General features: G+C 36.0%; 21 protein-coding genes. 19 read left to right on the top strand and 2 right to left on the bottom strand.

The features are described from left to right. Positions 1 to 38: 38 nt before the first annotated feature. The 14 genes from AC3CAU_RS15280 to AC3CAU_RS15215 all read left to right on the top strand — a co-directional run bounded on the left by AC3CAU_RS15280 (position 39) and on the right by AC3CAU_RS15215 (position 13089). On the top strand, positions 39 to 812 hold the full coding sequence (locus tag AC3CAU_RS15280) for a (S)-acetoin forming diacetyl reductase (protein WP_447054547.1): 774 nt from the start codon (positions 39 to 41) through the stop codon (positions 810 to 812). A 31-nt stretch (positions 813 to 843) separates the two neighbouring features. Further along, positions 844 to 1968, top strand: coding sequence for a glycerol dehydrogenase (locus AC3CAU_RS15275; protein WP_447054548.1), 1125 nt, complete (start codon positions 844 to 846; stop codon positions 1966 to 1968). An 82-nt stretch (positions 1969 to 2050) separates the two neighbouring features. Continuing rightward, complete coding sequence (locus tag AC3CAU_RS15270) at positions 2051 to 2914, top strand: transporter (protein ID WP_447054549.1); 864 nt, start codon at positions 2051 to 2053, stop codon at positions 2912 to 2914. A gap of 278 nt (positions 2915 to 3192) precedes the next feature. Continuing rightward, complete coding sequence (locus tag AC3CAU_RS15265) at positions 3193 to 4827, top strand: flavin-containing monooxygenase (protein ID WP_447054550.1); 1635 nt, start codon at positions 3193 to 3195, stop codon at positions 4825 to 4827. A 27-nt stretch (positions 4828 to 4854) separates the two neighbouring features. Next, entirely contained in the window at positions 4855 to 6288 is a 1434-nt protein-coding gene (locus AC3CAU_RS15260) for an NAD-dependent succinate-semialdehyde dehydrogenase (RefSeq protein ID WP_447054551.1), read from the top strand. 63 nt (positions 6289 to 6351) lie between these two features. Next, positions 6352 to 7284, top strand: a complete 933-nt coding sequence (locus AC3CAU_RS15255; RefSeq protein WP_447054552.1) for a helix-turn-helix domain-containing protein — start codon at positions 6352 to 6354, stop codon at positions 7282 to 7284. A 25-nt stretch (positions 7285 to 7309) separates the two neighbouring features. Next, on the top strand, positions 7310 to 7855 hold the full coding sequence (locus AC3CAU_RS15250) for an RBBP9/YdeN family alpha/beta hydrolase (protein ID WP_447054553.1): 546 nt from the start codon (positions 7310 to 7312) through the stop codon (positions 7853 to 7855). 365 nt (positions 7856 to 8220) lie between these two features. Continuing rightward, complete coding sequence (locus AC3CAU_RS15245) at positions 8221 to 8418, top strand: tautomerase family protein (protein ID WP_447054554.1); 198 nt, start codon at positions 8221 to 8223, stop codon at positions 8416 to 8418. A gap of 63 nt (positions 8419 to 8481) precedes the next feature. Then, positions 8482 to 8835: a putative quinol monooxygenase gene (locus AC3CAU_RS15240; protein WP_447054555.1), complete on the top strand. Its 354-nt coding sequence runs from the start codon at positions 8482 to 8484 to the stop codon at positions 8833 to 8835. 18 nt (positions 8836 to 8853) lie between these two features. Continuing rightward, complete coding sequence (gene grxB / locus AC3CAU_RS15235; protein ID WP_447054556.1) at positions 8854 to 9507, top strand: glutaredoxin 2; 654 nt, start codon at positions 8854 to 8856, stop codon at positions 9505 to 9507. Between the two features lie 22 nt (positions 9508 to 9529). Next, entirely contained in the window at positions 9530 to 10531 is a 1002-nt protein-coding gene (locus AC3CAU_RS15230) for an alpha/beta fold hydrolase (RefSeq protein WP_447054557.1), read from the top strand. A gap of 62 nt (positions 10532 to 10593) precedes the next feature. Further along, positions 10594 to 11517: a LysR family transcriptional regulator gene (locus AC3CAU_RS15225; RefSeq protein WP_447054558.1), complete on the top strand. Its 924-nt coding sequence runs from the start codon at positions 10594 to 10596 to the stop codon at positions 11515 to 11517. Between the two features lie 166 nt (positions 11518 to 11683). Next, the gene (locus AC3CAU_RS15220) at positions 11684 to 11959 is read left to right on the top strand and encodes a metal/formaldehyde-sensitive transcriptional repressor (protein ID WP_447054559.1); all 276 of its coding nucleotides are present in this window, start codon (positions 11684 to 11686) and stop codon (positions 11957 to 11959) included. A 17-nt stretch (positions 11960 to 11976) separates the two neighbouring features. Beyond that, a complete protein-coding gene (locus tag AC3CAU_RS15215) occupies positions 11977 to 13089 on the top strand; it encodes an S-(hydroxymethyl)glutathione dehydrogenase/class III alcohol dehydrogenase (protein ID WP_447054500.1) in 1113 nt (370 codons plus the stop codon). An 88-nt stretch (positions 13090 to 13177) separates the two neighbouring features. Here the strand turns inward: AC3CAU_RS15215 and AC3CAU_RS15210 are convergent, their stop codons facing one another. Then, the gene (locus AC3CAU_RS15210) at positions 13178 to 14269 is read right to left on the bottom strand and encodes an NAD(P)-dependent alcohol dehydrogenase (RefSeq protein ID WP_447054501.1); all 1092 of its coding nucleotides are present in this window, start codon (positions 14267 to 14269) and stop codon (positions 13178 to 13180) included. 72 nt (positions 14270 to 14341) lie between these two features. Continuing rightward, a complete protein-coding gene (locus AC3CAU_RS15205; protein ID WP_447054502.1) occupies positions 14342 to 15790 on the bottom strand; it encodes an aldehyde dehydrogenase family protein in 1449 nt (482 codons plus the stop codon). 165 nt (positions 15791 to 15955) lie between these two features. Here AC3CAU_RS15205 and AC3CAU_RS15200 point away from each other — a divergent pair, with 165 nt between their 5' ends. The 5 genes from AC3CAU_RS15200 (at position 15956) to AC3CAU_RS15180 (ending at position 21949) form a co-directional block, all read left to right on the top strand. Further along, positions 15956 to 16870, top strand: coding sequence for a LysR family transcriptional regulator (locus tag AC3CAU_RS15200; RefSeq protein ID WP_447054504.1), 915 nt, complete (start codon positions 15956 to 15958; stop codon positions 16868 to 16870). A 200-nt stretch (positions 16871 to 17070) separates the two neighbouring features. Then, complete coding sequence (salA, locus tag AC3CAU_RS15195; protein ID WP_447054505.1) at positions 17071 to 18360, top strand: salicylate 1-monooxygenase; 1290 nt, start codon at positions 17071 to 17073, stop codon at positions 18358 to 18360. 98 nt (positions 18361 to 18458) lie between these two features. Then, positions 18459 to 19379 (top strand): catechol 1,2-dioxygenase, encoded by a 921-nt coding sequence (gene catA, locus AC3CAU_RS15190; protein WP_447054506.1) that lies wholly within the window; start codon positions 18459 to 18461, stop codon positions 19377 to 19379. Between the two features lie 272 nt (positions 19380 to 19651). Further along, complete coding sequence (locus AC3CAU_RS15185; protein WP_447054507.1) at positions 19652 to 21004, top strand: MFS transporter; 1353 nt, start codon at positions 19652 to 19654, stop codon at positions 21002 to 21004. Positions 21005 to 21058: 54 nt separating this feature from the next. Further along, positions 21059 to 21949 carry a LysR family transcriptional regulator gene (locus tag AC3CAU_RS15180; protein ID WP_447054560.1) on the top strand — a complete coding sequence of 297 codons (891 nt, stop codon included), beginning with the start codon at positions 21059 to 21061 and terminating at the stop codon, positions 21947 to 21949. The last annotated feature ends 101 nt before the right edge of the window (positions 21950 to 22050 follow it).

The following is a 22050-nucleotide window of genomic DNA, read 5'->3' as shown; positions in this document are numbered from 1 at the left end:
AGTCTTTTATTAAAAATAAAGGCTCTTTAGGAGTTTTCATGTCAAAAAAAGTTGCGTTTATCACAGGTGCAGGTCAGGGAATTGGAGAAGCAATTGCTCTACGACTAGCTCAAGACGGTTTTATTGTTGCTTGTGCTGATTTAAATATTGAAACAGCACAATTAGTTAAAGAAAAAATTATTAATCAAGGTGGAAATGCTTTTGCTATTCAAGTAGATGTGGCTAAGCGAGAGGATGTATTCCAAGCTATACAGAAAACACTAGATCTCTGTGGTGATTTAAATGTGGTCATAAATAATGCTGGAATTGCACCTATTATGCCAATTGAAGCAGTAACACCTGAAATCTATCAAAAGACTATGGATATTAATGTAGGTGGAGTTCTTTGGGGCATTCAAGCGGCCGTCGAAACATTCAAAAAATTAGGGCATGGCGGAAAAATTATTAGTGCTTCCTCCCAAGCAGGTCAAGTGGGTAATCCTGAGTTATCTGTTTATGGGGCTACTAAATTTGCTGTTCGAGGTATTACCCAAACAGCAGCAAAAGAACTCGCTCCATTAGGAATTACTGTGAATGCATATTGCCCCGGGATTGTAGACACGCCAATGATGAGAAAGGTCGCTCAGGATTTAGCTGATTTATCAGGGGAAAGTTTTGAGTGGGGCATGCAACAATTTGCTCAAAACATCACGCTAAAACGCATTTCAAAACCAGAAGATGTAGCTGCATGTGTGTCCTTTTTATCAGGACCTGATTCTGACTATATTACTGGTCAAGCCATTATTGTTGATGGCGGTATGGTTTTTAATTAATAAGCTGATTTTTAAATGAAAAGGGATATTCATGAACATTACTAAAGCAATTGCATCACCATCTAAATTTTTGGTTCAAACAGATTTATTAAAAGAACTCGGCATACATGGTAAAGCTTTTGGTCATAAAGCTTATTTAATTTGTGACTCGTTTATTGTAGAACAAGTGAAACAAAAAGCTTTACCGAGTTTTATTGAGAAAGCTAACGCTAAAATTGGGATCTTTGGTGGCCAGTGTTCTGATACTGAGATCGAAAAGCATAAAGCAATTGCTGTAGATTTTGACTATATCGTGGGTATAGGGGGGGGTAAGACCTTAGATACGGCCAAAGCGACTGCGCATTATTTAGGTAAGCCTGTTTTAATTGTTCCCACATTGGCTTCTACCGATGCTCCATGTACGGCAATATCAGTTATTTATAATGATGATGACACTTTTAACCGATATTTATTTTTATCGAAGAATCCAGATGTAGTTTTAGCGGATACGCAGATTTTGGCTGAAGAACCTGTACGTTTTTTTGCTGCCGGGGTAGGTGATGGACTAGCAACATATTTTGAAGCAAGAGCCTGTTATCAAGCTCAAAAGGACAATCTGATTTTAGGTCAACATGGCTCAATGCTTAAACCTTCACTTATTGGTTATACCATTGCCAAAACATGTTATGAAACGATCAAAATGCATGCTGCACAAGCAGTATATGCCGTCAAGAATAAAGTAGTAACGCTTGCTTTAGAACATACCATTGAAGCCACAATTTATATGTCAGCAGTAGGTGCTGAATCGGGGGGATGTGCAGCTGCGCATGCAATCCATAATGGAATGACAGTTGTGGATGACTTACATGGCGCACAACATGGTGAAAAAGTTATCTTTGGATTACTAACCCAATTAGTGATGGAAGCAGTACCTAAGCATGAATTGGAGGAAGTCATCAATATTGCGGTAGCTGTAGGTTTACCATTAACTCTAGAAGATTTGGGATTAAAAGAGTTTAACGAAAGTGAATGGCGTAAGGTCGCTGAGGTTGCATGTGATCCTAATGACACTATGCATAATATGCCGTTTACTGTGACTCCACAGATGGTTTATAGCGCAATTATAGCGACTAATGCACTCCTCAATGATTATAAAAAAACACATAACATTGCTTAAAAATAGAGCAAGGCCTTTCTATTGAATGAATAAAAAAGCCTTAAAAATACTGCATTGAAAGTTACTGAAAATGGATTTTAAGATGATCTTTCACAATTTAATGAAACTAAAAACAGTTGTTTTGGCGCCAGTTCTACTATGTATGCATTCATCTTTATTTGCTGCAGGCGTAAATTCGGATCCTGGAGATTATAAGGCACTGCCAGCAGGAACTAATTTAGCAGTTGCCTATTACCAGCACCTAAAAGCAGATAATGTGTATGCCAATGACAAAAAAGTGGTTAATGATTTAGGATTAACTTTAGATATCGGGATGCTCAGATACGTAAAGTTTATCGAACTTGGCGGGTTACTCATGAATCCCCAAGTTGTTTTACCTTTGGCAAAACAACGAAACTCATTAGAAGGTTCTGAAAACAGTGGAATTGGTGACATATTAGTGGGTGGTGTGGCTTGGCCATATCATGATGATCAATTAGGTCGATATTTCGCTTTAGGTGGTTTTGTTTCCTTTCCCACCGGATCTCATGAAGGAGATAATTTTGCAATCAGTAGCGATCGATTTCAATATAACTTACAGACTGGATATCAACATGCACTGAATTCAAATATTTCATTTGAAGGAATTGCTCAAGTTGAATTTTATAGCGATAAAGATAAAAACGGGATGGAAAAAGAAACTTTCTATCAAACAGATTTATCAGCAATTTATAACTTTAATAAAGAAACCAGTTTTGCAATAACATGGAGAAGGACTGATGGAGGAAAAGAATTCTTAAATCATCAAACGGCCTTAGAAAGTGAACAGAAAAACATTCTACTTTTAACTGGAACGACTAATATTGCCCAGAATACTCAGTTCTTACTACAATGGCGCCAAGATTTTGATGTTAAAGATGGCAGTGAAATTTCTGGTATACAGACTAGACTAGTATATGCATTTTGAAATTTGAAATGTCATAAGATGAAATATACAAAAGGAGAGACTAATTCACCTTTTGTATATTTTTTTTGAATGAAAAATATTTTTTTCTTGAATATGTGTGTTAAGTAATTGATTAGTAGTAACTATTTAAAAATAACTATAATGATCAATTTATCCAATTTTTACTAAATTTTATCCAATCTTTTCATACATGAGTTTGCGATTCTAGAGGCTATAGAGAATCTTTAATTTAATTTTTAGTTATTGGTTTTTATTCAAAAAAGCTCATGGAGACGGCAATGTCAATGAACAATATGGATTTTGATGCAATAGTAATTGGTACGGGTTTTGGTGGTTTGTATGCAATTAAAAAATTACGCGATGAATTAAATTTAAAAGTACGTGCGTTTGATAAAGCTAGTGAAGTTGGCGGAACATGGTTCTGGAATACATATCCAGGTGCATTGTCTGATTCTGAAACCCACTTATATCGCTATTGTTGGGAAAAAGATTTATTAAAATCTTTTGATATTAAGAATAAATATATAAATGGTCCAGATGTTTTAAATTATTTAAAAGCTGTAGCAGATAAACATGACCTTAGAAAAAATATTGATTTCAACACAGGCATCGATTCAGCACATTTTGATGAAAAGAATAATCTCTGGAAAGTAACCACAGACAAGGGGCAAACCCATACTGCACGTTATTTAATTACCGCTTTAGGTCTATTATCGGCACCTAATTTACCTAAAATCAAAGGAATTAAAGACTTTAAAGGCGAACTTCATCATACAAGCCGTTGGCCTGAAAATGTTGATGTCAGTGGTAAGCGCGTAGCCGTAATTGGCACAGGTTCTACAGGTGTGCAAGTCATTACTGCATTAGCTCCAAAGGTAAAACATCTAACAGTATTGCAACGTTCTGCTCAGTACAGCGTACCTATTGGTAATAGCCCTTTGGCAGAAAAAGAAAAATTGTTTATCCGTAGCAACTATGATCAAATTTGGGATCAAGTATGGAATTCTGCTCTTGGCTTCGGATTAAATGAAACAGCCCGTCCCACATTTAGTGTGACTCCTGAAGAGCGTAAAGCAATCTTTGAAGAAGCTTGGCAAAAAGGTGGTGGTTTCAGATTTATGTTTGAAACTTTTGGGGATATTGCAACCAATATGGATGCAAACATTGAAGCTCAAAATTTCATTAAAAATAAAATTGCTGAAATCGTAAAAGATCCTGAAACTGCACAAAAACTGATGCCAAAAGATTTATATGCTAAGCGTCCTTTATGTGATAGTGGCTATTATTCTGTGTTTAACCGAGACAATGTGTCACTTGAAGATGTTAAGACAAATCCAATTCAGGAGATTACTGAAAATGGAGTATTGTTAGCTGATGGTAAATTCATTGAATTAGATATGCTGATCTGTGCCACAGGATTCGATGCGGTAGATGGTAATTATATCCGTATGGATATACGCGGTAAAAATGGACTTGAAATGAAAGACTATTGGAAAGAGGGTCCTTCAAGTTATCTGGGTGTGACTGTTGCGAATTATCCAAACATGTTTATGGTACTTGGGCCTAATGGACCATTTACCAATTTACCTCCATCTATTGAAACTCAAGTAGAGTGGATTAGTGACATTATCCAGTATGCACAAGAGCAAAAAATTATTGCTATAGAAGCACCTCAAGCTGAAGAAGAAAACTGGACTAAAACATGCGCTGAAATTGCTGAACAGACTTTATTCCCTAAAGCGGACTCTTGGATATTTGGCGCTAATATTCCAGGGAAAAAGAATACCGTTTATTTCTATATGGGCGGACTAAAAGAGTATCGAAGTGTTCTGGCTGAAACACGTCAAAATAATTTTTCTAATTTTAAGCTCACGGCTGAGTCAGATTTAAAAAATACAGCTGTAGCTTCCTAACATATTAATTATTGAGAGTGTAATCAAATGAACTATACACAAATACCGATGTATATTAATGGCGAATTTATTCAGCTAGAAAGCCGAAATGGGAGAGAAATTCTTAACCCCGCAGACAATGAGAGCATTGGAGTAATGCCTTGTGCCACTCAAAATGATTTAGATTTAGCATTAGAGGGCGCACAAACTGCATTTGAGTCTTGGAAAGATACCTCTCCCTTATTCCGAAGTGATATTTTAAGAAAATTCGCTCAACTGGCACGTGAACGTTCTGAAGAAATTGGGCGATGGATTACCTTAGATCAAGGTAAACCTCTTCAAGAAGCAATTGGCGAAGTTAAAGTTTGTGCAGAACATGCAGAATGGCATGCTGAAGAATGTAGACGTATATATGGTCGTGTCATTCCTTCAAGGCGTTCAGATGTCGAACAAATTGTTATCCGTGAACCTATTGGTGTTTGTTTAGCTTTTTCACCTTGGAATTTTCCGTTTAATCAGGCAATAAGAAAAATTGCAGCCGCGATAGCAGCTGGTTGTACTATCATTGTAAAAGGATCGAGCGATACTCCTAGTGCTGTAGTTGCGATTGCACAGATGTTCCATGAGGTCGGATTACCAAAAGGTGTCTTAAATATAGTCTGGGGTGATTCAGATTTCATTTCTGAATATCTAATTAAATCACCCATCATTAAAAAAGTATCTTTTACTGGGTCGACTCCGATTGGGAAAAAACTTGCTGCCTTAGCCAGTCTGCATATGAAACAATGCACGATGGAGCTTGGTGGACATGCACCAGTGATTATTTGTGATGATGCTCATATCGATAATGCGGTTGAAACATTAGTTAACTACAAATTTAGAAATGCAGGACAAGTTTGTATTTCCCCTACTCGTTTTTATGTACAAGAGAATGTTTACCAAGAAGTTGTAAAGAAAATAACTCAGCGTACTCAACAGATCAAAGTGGGAAATGGTTTAGATAGCCAAAGTCAAATGGGGCCATTAGCACAAACCAGACGTGTTGGAGCGATGCTAAAAATAGTTGAAGATGCTCAGAAGAAGGGTGCAACAATCCAAACAGGTGGGTATGCAATCGATGGTAAGGGTAACTATTTCATGCCAACGGTCATAAGTGATTTAACAAATGATATGGATTTTATGAATGATGAGCCTTTTGGCCCTGTTATTGGCTTAGTCCCTTTTAGTACAGTAGATAATGTATTGATAGAAGCAAATCGTTTACCTTTTGGATTAGCGTCATATGCATTTACACAATCTTTAGAAAATTCTCATAAAATTTCGAGAGGATTAGAAGCAGGCATGGTATCAATTAACCATATTGGATTAGCCCTTGCGGAAACCCCATTTGGCGGGATTAAAGATAGTGGTTTTGGTAGTGAAGGAGGGATTGAATCTTTCAATGGTTATTTGACGACCAAATTTATTACCAAAATGGTTTAAGTGAATTTGGTGCACTGAAATCAGTGTACCAAACCTCTTTTGACTTTAAGGATGGAAGTTAAAATGAGCAATAATAGTTTCGAAAAAGAGTTAGTTAAACCCGAAGAAGTAATCTTATGGGTGCCTGGTGATCTGACGATAGACAGTATAGGCTCAGGTTGGGAAAACATAGCGATGCGTGGTTATACCTATAATTATTTAGATGTAAATATTCCTGCCATGCGAGATTATATGATTGTCAATTATAAGACTGACAATTTAGAAATGAAGCGTCGCGGATCTAATTCATGGATGAGTAAACATGTTAATTCTGGAACAGTATCCTTACTGACTTGTGGAGAAGATACTCGATGGGCATGGAATGATGATCTTGAAGTTGTACATGTCTATATAGATCACGAAACAGTTTCCAATATGGCTAATCAAGTTTTTGATTACGACATTGCGAATATTCGGATACCTGATGAAGTAGGAATAAAAGATGAGATCTTGCCCGTTTTATCCTCCTTACTAGAACAAGAGTTAAGAAGTGGCGGAGTAGGGGGCAATGTATTCGTTGAAAGTATTAAAAACCAAATTGCACTCCATCTATTAAGACGCTATGCCAAATTAGAATTTAAGGAAGGTCTTTGTAAGACAGGATTTAATCAAATACAACATAAATTATTAGTAGATTATATTCGTGAACATATTAGCGAAAAAATAAATTTAGAAGATTTAGCATTATTAATCGGGTTAAGCGTGCCGCATCTAATGAGAAAGTTTAAAGTGGATTTTGGTACTTCTCCTGCTGCTTATATCATGGCATTAAGAATCCAATTAGCTAAAAAACTTTTAATAAGTAAAAAAGATATACCTATAAAAGTTATAGCAGGTGAAGCTGGTTTCTTTGATCAAAGCCATATGAATCGGGTCTTTCATAAATTTTTTAGAAAAACTCCAGCAGAAATCCGCCAAGAACAGGCACAGAAAATCACTCAAATTCAAATTGATTAACATTTTTACATTACAGGAAATTCAAATGAGTAATTCAATTTTTTTAATTCATGGATACTTGGCAAATACTGAATCACATTGGTTCCCGTGGCTAAAAACAGAGTTACAGAACAAAAATAAAAATCTAATTATTAAACCGTTAACTAATTCTGATAATCCAGAGTATCCAGTTTGGAAACAGGATATAGCTCAAATCCTTAAGGATTTGAAAATTGGAGATTCTGTAATCTGTCATAGCTTAGGATGTATTTCTACATTAGATGTTCTAAAAGATTATGAAGGTCCTAAGCTAGATAAGTTGGTACTTGTAGCGGGTTTTATTGATCAATTAAAAGCATTTTCTGGTTTGGATAATTTTATTAATCAATGCGAAATAGATTTAAATAAAATTAAGGAGAAGTTTGAAAAGATTATTGTATTTGTTTCAAGTAATGATGTGGTAGTAGAACCGATACTGACTGAAAAACTTGCTCATCAACTCGGTGCAGAATTAATTACAGAGCAGAATGCGGGGCATTTTTTAGATTCTGATGGATATACTGAGTTCAATTCCTTACTAAAAGTATTTTAGATTGAAAAAGTGTAATTCTTTTATCACGATTTTTAATCTGACTTATGCAAAGAAATAAAGTCTAAACTGGGGGACATAAAAAATTTAATTACATATGTAAAAATACGGTAGTCAGAGGAAATTATACTAAAGGTTTTCTAGTAAATTTTTTAACTAAAGATATCCTATCTTTAATTGATAAGGGTATGGATATCGATTAACGACATTTTTGATGTTGATAGGAAATAATATAAAAGGTCTTATAGATCTAATAAAAAATAAGAATAGTAGAATTTTATTCTACAATATTGAGAATTTTTGCCTGTTTATCAAATATTCATGATCCATTAAATTAGAAAACCTATTCTTTTAAACAGGTGTATGAAATGCCAGTTGTAAATATCCAGCTATTTGAAGGCCGTAACGAAGCGAAAGCTGCTATAGCAAAGGAAGTTACTGAATCGATTTCTAAACATGCCAATATTGATCCCAAATATATCTATGTGATTTTTAATGACGTTTCAGTAGAAAACTGGGCGATATCTGGAGAACTATTTTCAGATACATTGAAAAAACAAGATTAACAATCTCTCATAAAGTAAGTGGAATTTATTCACTTACTTTTTTATATAAAGTTGGGAATTCTAATGAATAATGAAATTATTTGCGTATTTAAATTGAGTTTGAATAGTAACCTTTACCAAAATTTTGAAAAACTAGTAGCTAATATTGTCAATGCTACACAAAAAGAACCAGGTACTTTAACCTATCAATATAGTGTCAATGATGAAAAAAATATTATTCATATTATTGAACGCTATAAAGAAAATTCACTTTTATCTCATATCGACACTACTTTTTCGCCTTTTGCAGATGAGTTTCTTTCTCTTGTTAAAATAACGGAATTAACTGTTTACGGTAATCCCAGTAATGAAGAAAAAAGTAGATTAGATCAGTTCGGTGCGCAATATTTAACTCCATTTAACGGATTTTCCAAATAATACTTAAGGAGAACTATATTGGAATTATATATTTATGATCATTGTCCATACTGTACTAGAGCACGAATGATCCTCGGCTTGAAAAAAATCAGTTATAGTGAAATTGTATTGGATAATGATAATGAAAAAACTCCTATAAGTATGATTGGAAAAAAAAGTTTACCTATTTTAAAGTTTAAAGAAAATCAATATTTAGGTGAGAGCTTGGATATTGTTAGTTATATAGACTCAATTGATGAAAATAAGTCCTTAACTCTATCTAGAAATATTGACATTGAAAATTGGGTTAAGAATATAGAGTTATCAATTTATGAATTAGCTATTCCTCGTTGGGCATTTTCTAATTTTAAAGAGTTTAATAAAATTTCTGCCAGAATGTATTTTATTAACAGAAAACAAGCTGCATTAGGCAATTTTTCAAATCTAATAAATTTAAGTGCTGAGAAAATTGATTTCATCAATAGAGAACTGAATATTCTTAACAAATTAGTTGATATTAATTTACTAAAAAAATCTTATCAATCTTGGTCTTATACCGATATTTTTCTTTTCCCAATCTTACGCTCTTTATCAATTGTGAAGGGTATTGTATGGCCAGAGAACATTCTATATTGGATGGGAAAAATGTCTGAACAGTGCGGAATATCTTTGCACAGTGATATTGCTCTTTAATTTGTTTGATAGAGGTTGAATTATGAATAAGTTTTTTACTATCTTTCTCAGTATAATTCTAACAAGCTTAAGCCCCAATGTTTTTGCTGCGGATGCTATCAAAGCTTTGGCACAAGACTACAATTTCCCCCATAAGATCAAAGGTTTTCCTGAAAAGTTATCAGATTTTAAAGGGTTGAAAATTAATAAATTCAAAACCAGTGATAACGTGAATTTAGCCTATTGGGAAGCTGGAAATGGTGAGCCTTTAATATTTATACCCGGATGGTCTGCAAACGGTGCTGAATTTATAAATGTTATATATTTACTCAGTAAAAATTATCATGTTTATGTACTAGATCCAAGAAATCAGGGCCTATCGGATACTGTTCCTTATGGTAATCGAATCTCACGCTATGGTATCGATTTAAAAGAATTTATTGATCATACTCAAAATAAACAAGTAAACCTGATTGGGTGGTCAATGGGAGCATCCGTGATCTGGAGTTATATTGATCTTTTTGGTGACAATAAGTTGAAAAAATTAGCCTTCATAGATGAGCCAGTATCTATTTACGCTCACACAGACTGGACCGAAGAAAAACGTTCAAATTTAGGTGCAATGACAACCTCACCAGAACGAATGATTGCTGCATTTACCAGAAATGAACCTACAAATCAGCTGGTTGTAGACATGAATGTATTTTCACGTTACCAAATGCAAGATTCGGAGTATTTTAAAAATTCGGAAAGCTTTGCACAGGCTGTAATTCAGAAGTCACCAGAAAGTATGGCTCCTGTTCTTTTTGATCATGCCACTAATAATTGGGAAGATGTAATTCAATACAAAATAAATCTTCCTACAGCTATTTTTACAGGTGAGTATAGTAATAACTTACAAAGTCAGAAATGGATGAATTCCGTTATTAAGAAGTCTCAACTCTTTATTTATAAAGGTGATGAGGGGGATCATTTTCTGGCATTTAAAAACCCGATAAAATTTTCAAAAGATTTAAGCAATTTTATTGAGGCTCCAGCTAAGTAAACATTGTTTTTTATGTGCTATGTAGTTCCCATATAAGATATTTCTATAGGATAAGACTCAGTATGACTCTTTCGACTATTTCATTAGATTCATTTAAAAGTCTTATTTATTTTATCACTGCTGCACAGACTAAAAGCTTTACAAATGCAGCAGAAGAGTTAGGTGTTTCAAAATCTACTGTAGGGAAAAGTATAAGTCGTTTGGAGGAGAATCTAGGGGTTACGTTATTTCATCGTAGTACTCGGAAAATATCGTTGACCACAGAAGGTGAGGGGTATTTAAAAAGTTGTCTAGAGGCTTTACAAACTTTGGAGTCTGCGCAAAATATTTTACGCGCGAATCAAAAAGACCCTAATGGGGTGGTACGAATCGATATGCCCTCAGCCTTTGGGCGAAAGGTAATGGTTCCAATACTTATGGAAATGTCTACTCAATATCCAAGTTTAAGTTTTATTATTACCTTCAATGATAAAGTCATTGACCCTCAAGATTTAGGTTTTGATCTGGCTATCAGATTTGGTGAAGTAAAGGATAGTTTAGATATTGTTGCAAAAGACTTGAATGATCAACAGCTTGTATTATGTGCTTCTTCAGAATATTTAGAAAAAAAAGGAATTCCTCAAACACTTGAAGATTTGAATAATCATCAATGTCTAGTCGCATGGCGGGGTGCTACACCCTTAGGATGGCTACTAAAAAATGAAAATTCACAAGATTTTAGGTTTTATCCAAAACCCTTCCACCAAATCAGTGATGGTGATGCGATGATAGATGCGTGTCTCCTTGGAGGCGGTATTATGCAATTTCCCTTCTCTTTAATAAAAGAGCATGTCACTAATAAGAAATTACAATTAATTCTTCTTGGGCTAAATCCTGACCCAACTAAATTAAGTCTTATTTGGCCACGTACGCCTATATTATTACCCGGACTACGTTATGTAATAGATCAATTAATATTTTTATCAGATCAACAAAAGTTTAGCTAAGAAAAATTTATTTCAAGTATATGAAATATTGTTGATTTTTAAAAAATTTACAAAAAGTATATTTTTTAGATAGTTAAGATTTTTAATTGAAAAAGTATTTGATTTACTTTGTATTTATAATTTTAATACTATACCCCAGTATAGTTATTTTAAAGGGTTTTATTGAATGCCGAAGCAGGTCGAAGATAAGAAAAGAATTTTATTGCGTGTCAAGAAAATGAAAGGGCAAATGCAAGCAATTGAACAGGCTCTTGAAGGTGAGATGCCTTGTGCAGCAATTTTGCAACAAATCTGTGCAATTAGAGGTGCAATGAATGGATTAATGACAGAGCTTCTGGAGGTACATTTGAAAGATACGTTGGTATCCGGTGAGTCTACTGAAAGTGAACGGAATGAAGAGCTAATTGAAGTTAGTAGAATTCTTAAATCATATTTAAAATAGATATAAAGGTAATATTTATGAAATCACGTGCAGCTGTAGCATTTGGTCCGGGTCAACCCCTACAAATTGTAGAACTTGATGTCGCTCCGCCTAAAGCAGGTGAAGTTTTGGTGAAGATTACTCATACCGGTGTTTGCCATACCGATGCATTTACTTTATCGGGTGATGATCCTGAAGGTGTTTTCCCTGCCGTGCTAGGTCATGAAGGTGCGGGTATTGTAATTGAAGTTGGTGAAGGCGTGACCAGTGTAAAACCTGGTGATCATGTTATTCCACTTTATACAGCAGAATGTGGCGAGTGTTTATTCTGTAAATCCGGAAAAACTAACCTGTGTGTGGCTGTTCGTGCTACTCAAGGCAAAGGTTTAATGCCAGATGGGACGACGCGTTTTTCTTATCAGGGTCAACCTATTTACCATTACATGGGATGTTCAACTTTTAGTGAGTATACAGTTGTTGCAGAAGTCTCTTTGGCGAAGATTAATCCTGATGCAAATCCGGAACATGTATGTTTACTCGGATGTGGTGTAACGACAGGTATTGGTGCGGTGCATAACACAGCAAAAGTACAAGAAGGTGATACCGTTGCAGTATTTGGTTTGGGTGGAATTGGTCTTGCAGTGGTGCAAGGCGCTCGTCAAGCTAAAGCAGGCCGTATTATTGTGGTTGATATGAATCCGGAAAAATTCAAACTAGCTGAAGAGTTCGGTGCCACAGATTTCTTAAATCCAAAAGATTATGACAAGCCTATTCAGCAAGTCATTGTTGAAATGACCGAGTGGGGGGTAGATCATTCCTTTGAATGTATTGGTAACGTTAATGTTATGCGTTCAGCACTGGAGTGCGCTCACCGTGGTTGGGGCCAATCCGTGATTATTGGAGTAGCAGGTGCAGGTCAGGAAATTTCAACCCGTCCATTCCAGCTGGTAACAGGACGCACTTGGAAAGGTAGCGCATTTGGTGGAGTGAAAGGTCGTTCACAACTTCCGGGCATGGTTGAAGATGCAATGAAGGGGGAGATTCAACTCGAACCTTTCGTGACCCATACCATGGGCTTGGACAACATTAACGAAGCTTTTGACCTGATGCACGAAGGTAAATCAATTCGTACTGTAATTCATTACGAATAATCATTTTGATTAGTACAGTATTTCTAAATGAAGTACTGTACTAACAATGAGTTATAATTTTTTTAGCTTAATTATAACTATAAGTAAGCTATGAGCCGATTATAACTACTGGCTTAATGGTTAAGCCAGTTTTTGAGTCTTCAAATGCTTGATTAATATCGTTAAAATCGTAAAACTTTATAAGTTTATCAAAGGGGAATTTCCCTTCTTTATAATATTGAATGATTTTAGGGATGTGTAGTTGAGGAGTAGAGTCTCCTTGTATTGTGCCTACAATCGTTTTACCTTCCATCAAAATATCATTTGTAAAATTTAAGGTTACATCTCCTCCCATACCGACAATCGAGATTTTTCCTGCTACTCTCAATGAATCTATTCCATTTTTAATGACAACAGGAACACCGGTAGTTTCAATTGCATAATGAACACCGCCATCTGTAATTTTTTTGACTTCTTCTACTACATTTAAATTTTGACTGTTTAGAGTATGCGTAGCTCCAAGTTCTTTCGCTAACTCAAGACGATTTTCATGTATATCAACAACGATAATGTTTTTAAGACCTAAAATGTTAGCAGCCATAACGGCACTTAATCCAACTGCACCCGCTCCATAAATGGCAATAGAGCTTCCAGGTTCAGGTTTCAAACTGTTCATCACCGTACCACTACCAGTTTGAATACCACATCCCAAAGGACCTAATAATCTCAAGTCCACATCATGATCCACTTTGACTACATTATGTTTATTCGCTACAGCATAGGTAGCAAAAGAAGACTGTCCAAAAAAGGTAGAGTAATTTTGACCATCCTTATGCAGTCGATAGGTTTGATCTTGTAGTTTTCCACCAAAATTGAGTTCAATGGTACGCATACATAAATTGTGGTGCCCTGTAAGACACTGGGAGCAAGAGTTACAGTATGAATAGGACAGTACGACATGATCACCCACTGTTAAATGAGTAACATTTGAACCAACTCTTTCAATAATTCCTGAACCTTCGTGTCCTAATACTGCTGGGAAAGGAGTTCCATTTCCTTTGATTGATTCTGCATCAGTATGACAAATACCAGATGCAACTATTCTTATAAGAACTTCATCGTCTTTAGGTTCATCAATTTCAATTTCTTCAATAACTAATGGACAATTTTTTTCTTTCGCAAGTGCGGCGTTGATTTTCATACATTTTTCCTTAAATGTAAGTGTTATCTAGCTAAAAGCTAGATAACATATGAATTAATATGGCCTAGATCTTCATTTAATAAGTCGAATAGAGTGGGGTTCTAGATATGATTTCAATGTCTCATTGATGTCTAATTCACGACCAATACCACTTTGCTTGATTCCACCGAATGGCATACCGAGTTGTAACGAGTCAAAACTATGGCTATTAATAAATGTACTGCCAGCCTCTATCTTTTGTGCAACTTCATAGGCAAGCTCAATATTTTCAGACCAAACAGATGAACATAGACCTTGCTCATTATCATTTGCGTATTCAATGGCTTGTTCGACAGTTTCATACCCAATCAGTGGAATGACCGGTCCGAATTGTTCTTGCTGAACAATCTCTAATGAATTATCTAAAGTTTTAACTACATGAGGTAAGACGTAATATCCATTATCCCACTGTTCTGGATTTAACTTTTGACCTAACTCACGTACTTCACATTGATCCGATGCTTTTGCATTTTCAATAAATTTCTGTACGATCGACCACTGCTTTTTATTGTTGAGTGGGCCGAAATTTGCTTCTGAATTTAGGCCATGTCCAACTTTATATTTATCAACCTCTTCACACAAAAGATCAAAATAAAGATCGAGCTTATCTTTCGGCACATATATGCGCTTAACTGCAAAACAAATCTGCCCACTTCGTGTGAAAACACCCTTTAATAATTTGGGTAAGATAGATTGAAAATTGATATCTTCTAGAATAACTGCTGCATCATTTCCACCTAGTTCTAAAGTGACGTCTTTTATCGTTTGGGCTGCACTTGCCATTACGGCTGTACCTGTAGCTGTTCCACCGGTAAATGCAACTTTACGAACTAGAGGATGACTCGTTAAAATATTTCCTACATCAGCATCGCCATGTACGACATTAATCACGCCCTTTGGAAATACGGCTGCTATTTTGGCAAGCAATTGAGTTAAAGCCAATGCTGAGAATGGAGAAGGCTTCAACACCACAGTATTACCTGCAAGTAATAAAGGACCTAACTTCATCATTGTTAATACAATAGGCATATTCCAAGGCACAATTGCAGAGATGACACCTTTAGGTTTTTTATGAATTCGTATCCAGCCTGTTTCTTCTGAAATCTCTTTAGGTATCAAAAGATCATCTGGAGCCTGAGCATACATACTCATTACGCCTGAACCCAAGTAAAAATCAGTTTCTGCTTCCCAAAGCATGCCACCATGTTCGGAAATAAGGAGTTCTTTTAGTTCATCTTTTTGTTGGAAAATGAGATCGGCAGCCTGTTTTAAACAGTTTTGACGTTCAGCAATACTACTGTCTTTCCAATTTAAAAAGGCTTGATGTGCAGTATTGATGGCTTTTTCAACATCATCCAAACTGGTATTACTAATAGAACCAATTTGATGAGTAAAATTGCCTGGATCATATACAGGCTGGACCTGGGCAGAAGTAGGCAAAAAATCGCCATTAATAAATCCTGAAATATGAACGAGTGACATGTATTTCTCCTTGAAAGCACCTTGATTCATTCTGTGTAAGAACAGAATCTCAGTATTTGAAAATTCAAAATAATGCATCCTTTATTTTGAATTTAGATAATATGAACTATATTTAAGAAGAAAAAATAGGCTAAAATGAGAGTTTAAGTTTCAAAAAATGAAAGTATGAAAATTAGAGACAAAGTAAATGACCTAGAGTTTTTTTTAAAAATTGTAGAAGCAGGCTCTCTAACACGTGCGGCAATTCTTTTGGAAAGCTCATTGCCATCAATGAGCCGTCGCCTATCTCAAATCGAACAGAGATTCGGCGTTAAGTTAATTGATCGAAATTCCCGTCGTTTCAAGTTAACTGAAAAAGGGGAATATTTTTTAGAAAATACCCAGCATATTTTGTCCCTCCTTGAAAAAATGGAAAATAACTTACAAGGTGAACAGGATTTTTTGACTGGGCGATTAAGAATTGGTTCACTCAATCAATTCGGGAAACAGCATTTAGCTGGTTGGATTGCAGAGTTTGCAGAACAATATCCTCATTTAAATATTGAATTACTGTTGTCTGATTCTAAAGTCGATTTAATGGAGCAGGAACTCGATTTTTCCTTTCAGATTGAAGTTCCTTTAGAGATTGATTACTGTTCTGTCCCGCTTATACAAGGTAAAAAAATTTATTGCGCTTCTCCTGAATATTTTAAAAAGTTTGGAATACCAGATAGTCCGTATAGTTTGGCGGATCATCACTGTCTCTGTTTGATCAGAAATCGGCATACATTTAGTGAGTGGCCGTTTATGGAGAATGGTAAAAACAGGGTAGTAAAAGTCTCACCTCAATTGGCTAGTAGTAGTAGTGAAATAGTTCATCAATGGGTATTAGCAGGCAAGGGCATTGCTTATAAATTGAATTGGGATATTCAGGCTGATTTATCATCAGGAAAAATAGTTGAATGCTTGGTAGATTTTAATCCACTGCATAAAAATTTATATATGGTCTATCTAGAAAATAATTCCACGCAACCAAAATACAAATATTTTATTGATTTTATTAAAAATAAATTTGGGATATTAACAAATAATGCTTTGTGAAATTGATTGATCCAAAATTTTGATCCACTTAAATCACAATCCTTATGAATCGGATATTTAATATCTTTTAATTAGATCATGTCTTTTTAAATAATAAGTATCAAAAAAATAGATAGTTCAAGGTAAAAAATATAAATTGGATAAATTCTGAAAAATGGCTAATGATGGAAATCTAAGCAATTTAGTAAGGAATGCTAAAAATGGACAAAAAGATTAAAGTTGCGGTGATTGGTGGTGGGATTGCAGGATTAGCACTTACTACACAATTGGTGAAAAATCAAAATTTAGATGTGCATCTTTATGAAGCTGCCCCGCAATTTTCTGAAATTGGTGCAGGAATTTCTTTCGGCGCCAATGCAGTAAAAGCGATCCAATTGTTAGGTTTAAGCCAAGAATATGAAGGGATTGCAGATAAGGTAAAAGCACCTTATACAGATATCTGGTTCCAATGGCGCAATGGTTATACCGATGAATATTTATCTGCCTCTGTAGCACCCAATGTAGGACAATCTTCTGTCCATCGTGCAGATTTTTTAGATAGTTTAATTCCATTGGTTCCGCAGAAAAATGTGCATTTTAACAAACGTGTTCAAGAAATTAATGCTACAGAAAATCAGGTTTCAATTCAATTTATGGATGGACAACTGGTTGAATGCGATTATCTGATCGGGTGTGATGGTATCCATTCTGTAGTACGTAACCATGTGCTTGATTCTCACCAACTCGCACGTGTGAGTCCCGAATTCTCTGGCACTTGGGCATATCGTGGAATCATTAAATTTGAAGACTTTAAACAAGCCGTTCAAGATCTTGATAATGATTTAGAATTGGCTGAAGTGCCTCAAATGCTATTAGGTAAAGACAAACATATTTTAACTTTCCCAATTCGTCAGGGTGAAGAAATTAATATTGTTGCCTTTAAATCAGACCGTACCCAAACGACATTGCCAGAAAATACGCCTTGGACTAAACCCGTTTCTAAACAAGAAATGTTAGATGACTTCGCAGATTGGAGTGACAGCTGTCAGGCCTTATTGAATTTGATTGAACAACCGACGATTTGGGCATTACATGAAACACCGCCTTTAACCACCTATAAAAATAAAACCCAAAATGTCATTGTGATTGGTGATGCAGCACATGCCATGTTACCGCATCAGGGTGCAGGCGCAGGGCAGGGCTTGGAAGACGCACTGATCTTGGCCAACTTATTGGCTAATCCACAGCTCACAGCAGAAAATATTAAATTGGTATCAAAAATTTACGAGGAAATTCGTTTAGAGCGTGCAGTTAAAGTTCAGCATACTTCACATGAGTCAGGTGAAATTTATGAGTTTTATTCACCCCATTATCCAAGTTTTGAAGAAATCGGTGCCCATTTAGCACATCGTTTTGACTGGTTATGGCAACACTCACTTGAACAAGATATTGAAAATGCTGCCACAGCATTACAGCTGGACATTCAGCAGCATTTAAAACTGGCAGGTTAAAGTTAGAAGCCAAATTAAAAAGGGAGAGTGGCTTACTTTCAATGATGATGAGAGAAAAACGAGCCACCAATAAATAAGCATACTTAAGGAGTCACAGTATGAACCGTCAACAAATTGATGCTCTCGTGAAAGAAATGAATGTCGATACAGCGACTGGCCCTGTCGATGCGCGTGTACAACAAATTATCGTGCGTTTACTGGGTGACTTTTTCCAAGCGATTGAAGATCTTGATATTTCACAATCAGAATTGTGGAAAGGTCTTGAGTATTTTACTGACGCCGGTCAAGCCAACGAACTTGGTCTTTTGGCGGCTGGTCTAGGTCTTGAACATTATCTTGATCTTCGTGCAGACGAAGCTGATGCTAAAGCAGGTATTACCGGTGGTACGCCACGTACGATCGAAGGTCCACTTTATGTGGCAGGTGCACCTGAATCAGTCGGTTTTACCCGTATGGATGATGGTTCTGAAACAGATAAAACCCCGACCTTGTTCATCGAAGGAATTGTGAAGGATACCCAAGGTAATATCATTGAAGGTGCTAAAGTTGAAATCTGGCATGCCAACAGTTTAGGTAACTATTCATTCTTTGATAAGTCACAATCTGACTTCAACTTACGTCGTACAGTATTAACAGATACTGCAGGTCAATATATTGCTCAAACGACGATGCCTGTCGGTTATGGTTGTCCTCCACAAGGAACAACTCAGTTTGTGTTAGACAAATTAGGTCGTCATGGCCAACGTCCTTCTCATGTGCATTACTTTGTGTCTGCACCGGGCTATCGCAAGTTAACCACGCAATTCAATATTGAAGGCGACCAGTACCTTTGGGATGACTTTGCATTTGCAACACGTGATGGTTTAGTGGCTACAGCTGAAGATATCACGGATGAAGCTGAGATCGCACGTCGTGGTTTAGACAAACCATTCAAACATATTCAGTTCAATGTTGAACTGAACAAAGATGTGGATGCTGCACCTAGCTCTGAAGTTGAACGTCGTCGCGTAGCTGCATAATTTTTTTCTAAAAAGGATAGGTTGATCTAAGCCATCCTTCATACATTATCTTTAGCAACATGTTTCTTTAAGTTTAAAGATAGGGATGAAATCCTTACTTTGCTGATTACCGCATAAAAGTAAGCCTATCCTCATGGATATAGATCAATATCCATGAGACTTACATCAAGCTTCAGCTTGATGCCAAAGCGAAATATTACAATTACAGCGGGTAATCTAGCTTAGATTCTTAAAATAAATGATTGCAATATATATGACCAGGGAGGTCTGTAATGCAAAATATTAATGCAAATGAAGTCATTGATCATGCTCAGTTAAAAGCCATTCATTGGCGTGTAATTTTACTGAGTGCACTCATCATTATCTTTGATGGGTATGATTTGGTTATTTATGGTGTGGCGCTGCCAAAACTCATGGTGGAATGGCAAATTGATACCATTACTGCTGGATTCCTCGGCAGTATTGCTTTGTTTGGCATGATGTTTGGTGCCATTATATTTGGTAGTCTCAGTGATAAATTAGAAACTTATGGATTTAGCCGAAAAAAATTAATTATTTTATGCATATGTTTGTTCAGTAGTTTTACCTTTTTATGTGGGTATGCCTCTAATCCACAAAGTTTTGGTATTTTTCGTTTTCTAGCAGGTCTGGGCTTAGGCGGAGTAATGCCGAATGTGATTGCCCTGATGACTGAATATGCACCTAAAAAATTACGTGCTACCTTAGTTTCGTTAATGTTCAGTGGTTATGCCGTCGGAGGAATGTGTTCAGCCTTGCTAGGTATGTGGTTAGTACCACAGTTTGGCTGGAAAATCATGTTTCTTCTAGGAGGTGTACCACTTTTGTTAATACCTATGATTTGGTTGTTATTACCTGAATCAATTGACTATTTAGTGCGTAGAAAGAAAAATGAAAAGGCATTCCAAGTTCTTAAACAAATTGATAGTAGTCTTACTTATAACGCCCAGACTCAAATTAGTTTGCACCATGAAAATCAAACCACTTCAAAAACGCCTGTGAAAGATTTATTTTCAGAGGGTCGTGGACCAATCACACTTTTATTCTGGGGCAGTGTGTTCATGGCACTGGTTCTGGTGTATGCCTTAGGAAATTGGTTACCTAAATTAATGGTTGAGGCTGGCTATGATTTATCAACCAGTTTAGTTTTTCTGCTTGCTTTAAATATTGGAGGGATGTTAGGTGCCATTGGTGGTGGCTATTTGGCTGACCGTTTTAATTTAGCCAAAGTATTATGCACATTATTTTTCAGTGGTGCGATTGCATTATTTTTACTGAGTTACAGCCTGCCTACTTTTGTCCTGTATATTTGTATTGCGATTGCGGGTGCTGCTTCAATTGGTGGTCAAATCTTATTATTGGCTTATATGTCACAATTTTATTCATCCAATATTCGTGCAACGGGTTTAGGTATGGCTTTAGGCGTTGGACGTTTAGGCGCGATTTTGGGCCCAATTTTATGTGGATGGTTACTGAGCTTAAGTTTACCAATCAATTATAATTTTATAGCGCTTTCGATCCCTTGTATAATAGCAGTGCTGAGTGTTTCCATGATTTACTACCGTTTAAAGAAGAAAAGTATAAAAGCTGAAATTGTACAAGCTTAATAATTCACTGTGGGAGGGGAACCTCCCTGTTTGATTTTGGACGATTAAACATTGATTGATCTTAGTCTTATTAAAGTTTTTATTATTATTTATGAAACTAAAAACATTAGTCATGCGGCTTTAAAATTGAATTTAAGTCAACCCTCTGTTACTTATAATCTTAATCGTTTACGTAAATTTTTAAATGATCCTCTGTTTGAACGAGATAAGTTTGGGGTTAAGCCGACTAAGCTGGCGCAAAGCTTATATCCTAGCTTTAGCCAATCAATAGATGAAATTGAAAGGGCAATTACTGCCTCACAAAACTTTAATCCCAAAATCTCCACCCGAATATTTCGGTTAGGTTTATCGGATTTAGGTGAAATATGCTTACTGCCTTCACTGGTTCAGTACCTTTCCAAAGAAGCACCCTTCATCAAGATTGAAATCGAAGAAATAAAATCAAATAAAGTGGAAGAATGGCTTGTTGACGGTTTTTTAGATGTTGCGGTATTTAATAGCAGCTATACTGTTATGCCAAAAATAGAATCGCGTAACGTATTTGAAGAGCGTTATATGTGTATTGTGCATAAACAGCATCCGCGCGTACAGCAGCAGCTCAGTTTAGAGCAATACTTAAATGAAAAGCATGCCGCCATTAAATCCTCTACCGGACACATTGAAATTGATCAAAAGCTAAAAGAACTAGGTTTAAAAAGAAATATTATGCTTGAGCTGCCACATTTTAGTGTCTTACAGGATGTGGTGAGCAGTTCTGAGTTGTTGGTTACTTTACCTTCACGTGCAGCGAAAGTGTATGAACGCAACAGTGAGGTAAATGTTTTTGAATTACCCTTTGCCGTAAAACCCTTTAACGTCAGTGTTAATTGGTATAACCACCGAGATGATTTAGAGGCCCGAACTTGGTTTATCCAAACCCTACAAAATATTTTTAAGCTTCTTTAGATTCAAATATTTAACAATGGCTTAAGTTCTTTATCCGACATAGATACCAACATATCAAACCGTCCGCTTCGATAATCGCAAAAGTGCATATTCTAAAAGCG

Source organism: Acinetobacter sp. GG23 (genome assembly GCF_057766365.1).
This window is presented reverse-complemented; position numbering and strand designations above follow the sequence as displayed.

Bases quoted from the DNA above. Each gene is read 5' to 3' on its own strand.
- AC3CAU_RS15240 (WP_447054555.1), top strand. From the start codon at position 8,482: ATGAATAATGAAATTATTTGCGTATTTAAATTGAGTTTGAATAGTAAC.
- AC3CAU_RS15230 (WP_447054557.1), top strand. From the start codon at position 9,530: ATGAATAAGTTTTTTACTATCTTTCTCAGTATAATTCTAACAAGCTTA.
- AC3CAU_RS15280 (WP_447054547.1), top strand. From the start codon at position 39: ATGTCAAAAAAAGTTGCGTTTATCACAGGTGCAGGTCAGGGAATTGGA.
- AC3CAU_RS15220 (WP_447054559.1), top strand. From the start codon at position 11,684: ATGCCGAAGCAGGTCGAAGATAAGAAAAGAATTTTATTGCGTGTCAAG.
- salA (WP_447054505.1), top strand. From the start codon at position 17,071: ATGGACAAAAAGATTAAAGTTGCGGTGATTGGTGGTGGGATTGCAGGA.
- AC3CAU_RS15210 (WP_447054501.1), bottom strand. From the start codon at position 14,269: ATGAAAATCAACGCCGCACTTGCGAAAGAAAAAAATTGTCCATTAGTT.
- AC3CAU_RS15270 (WP_447054549.1), top strand. From the start codon at position 2,051: ATGATCTTTCACAATTTAATGAAACTAAAAACAGTTGTTTTGGCGCCA.
- AC3CAU_RS15255 (WP_447054552.1), top strand. From the start codon at position 6,352: ATGAGCAATAATAGTTTCGAAAAAGAGTTAGTTAAACCCGAAGAAGTA.
- AC3CAU_RS15215 (WP_447054500.1), top strand. From the start codon at position 11,977: ATGAAATCACGTGCAGCTGTAGCATTTGGTCCGGGTCAACCCCTACAA.
- AC3CAU_RS15245 (WP_447054554.1), top strand. From the start codon at position 8,221: ATGCCAGTTGTAAATATCCAGCTATTTGAAGGCCGTAACGAAGCGAAA.
- AC3CAU_RS15185 (WP_447054507.1), top strand. From the start codon at position 19,652: ATGCAAAATATTAATGCAAATGAAGTCATTGATCATGCTCAGTTAAAA.
- AC3CAU_RS15265 (WP_447054550.1), top strand. From the start codon at position 3,193: ATGTCAATGAACAATATGGATTTTGATGCAATAGTAATTGGTACGGGT.
- AC3CAU_RS15205 (WP_447054502.1), bottom strand. From the start codon at position 15,790: ATGTCACTCGTTCATATTTCAGGATTTATTAATGGCGATTTTTTGCCT.
- AC3CAU_RS15225 (WP_447054558.1), top strand. From the start codon at position 10,594: ATGACTCTTTCGACTATTTCATTAGATTCATTTAAAAGTCTTATTTAT.
- AC3CAU_RS15260 (WP_447054551.1), top strand. From the start codon at position 4,855: ATGAACTATACACAAATACCGATGTATATTAATGGCGAATTTATTCAG.
- AC3CAU_RS15250 (WP_447054553.1), top strand. From the start codon at position 7,310: ATGAGTAATTCAATTTTTTTAATTCATGGATACTTGGCAAATACTGAA.
- AC3CAU_RS15200 (WP_447054504.1), top strand. From the start codon at position 15,956: ATGAAAATTAGAGACAAAGTAAATGACCTAGAGTTTTTTTTAAAAATT.
- AC3CAU_RS15275 (WP_447054548.1), top strand. From the start codon at position 844: ATGAACATTACTAAAGCAATTGCATCACCATCTAAATTTTTGGTTCAA.
- catA (WP_447054506.1), top strand. From the start codon at position 18,459: ATGAACCGTCAACAAATTGATGCTCTCGTGAAAGAAATGAATGTCGAT.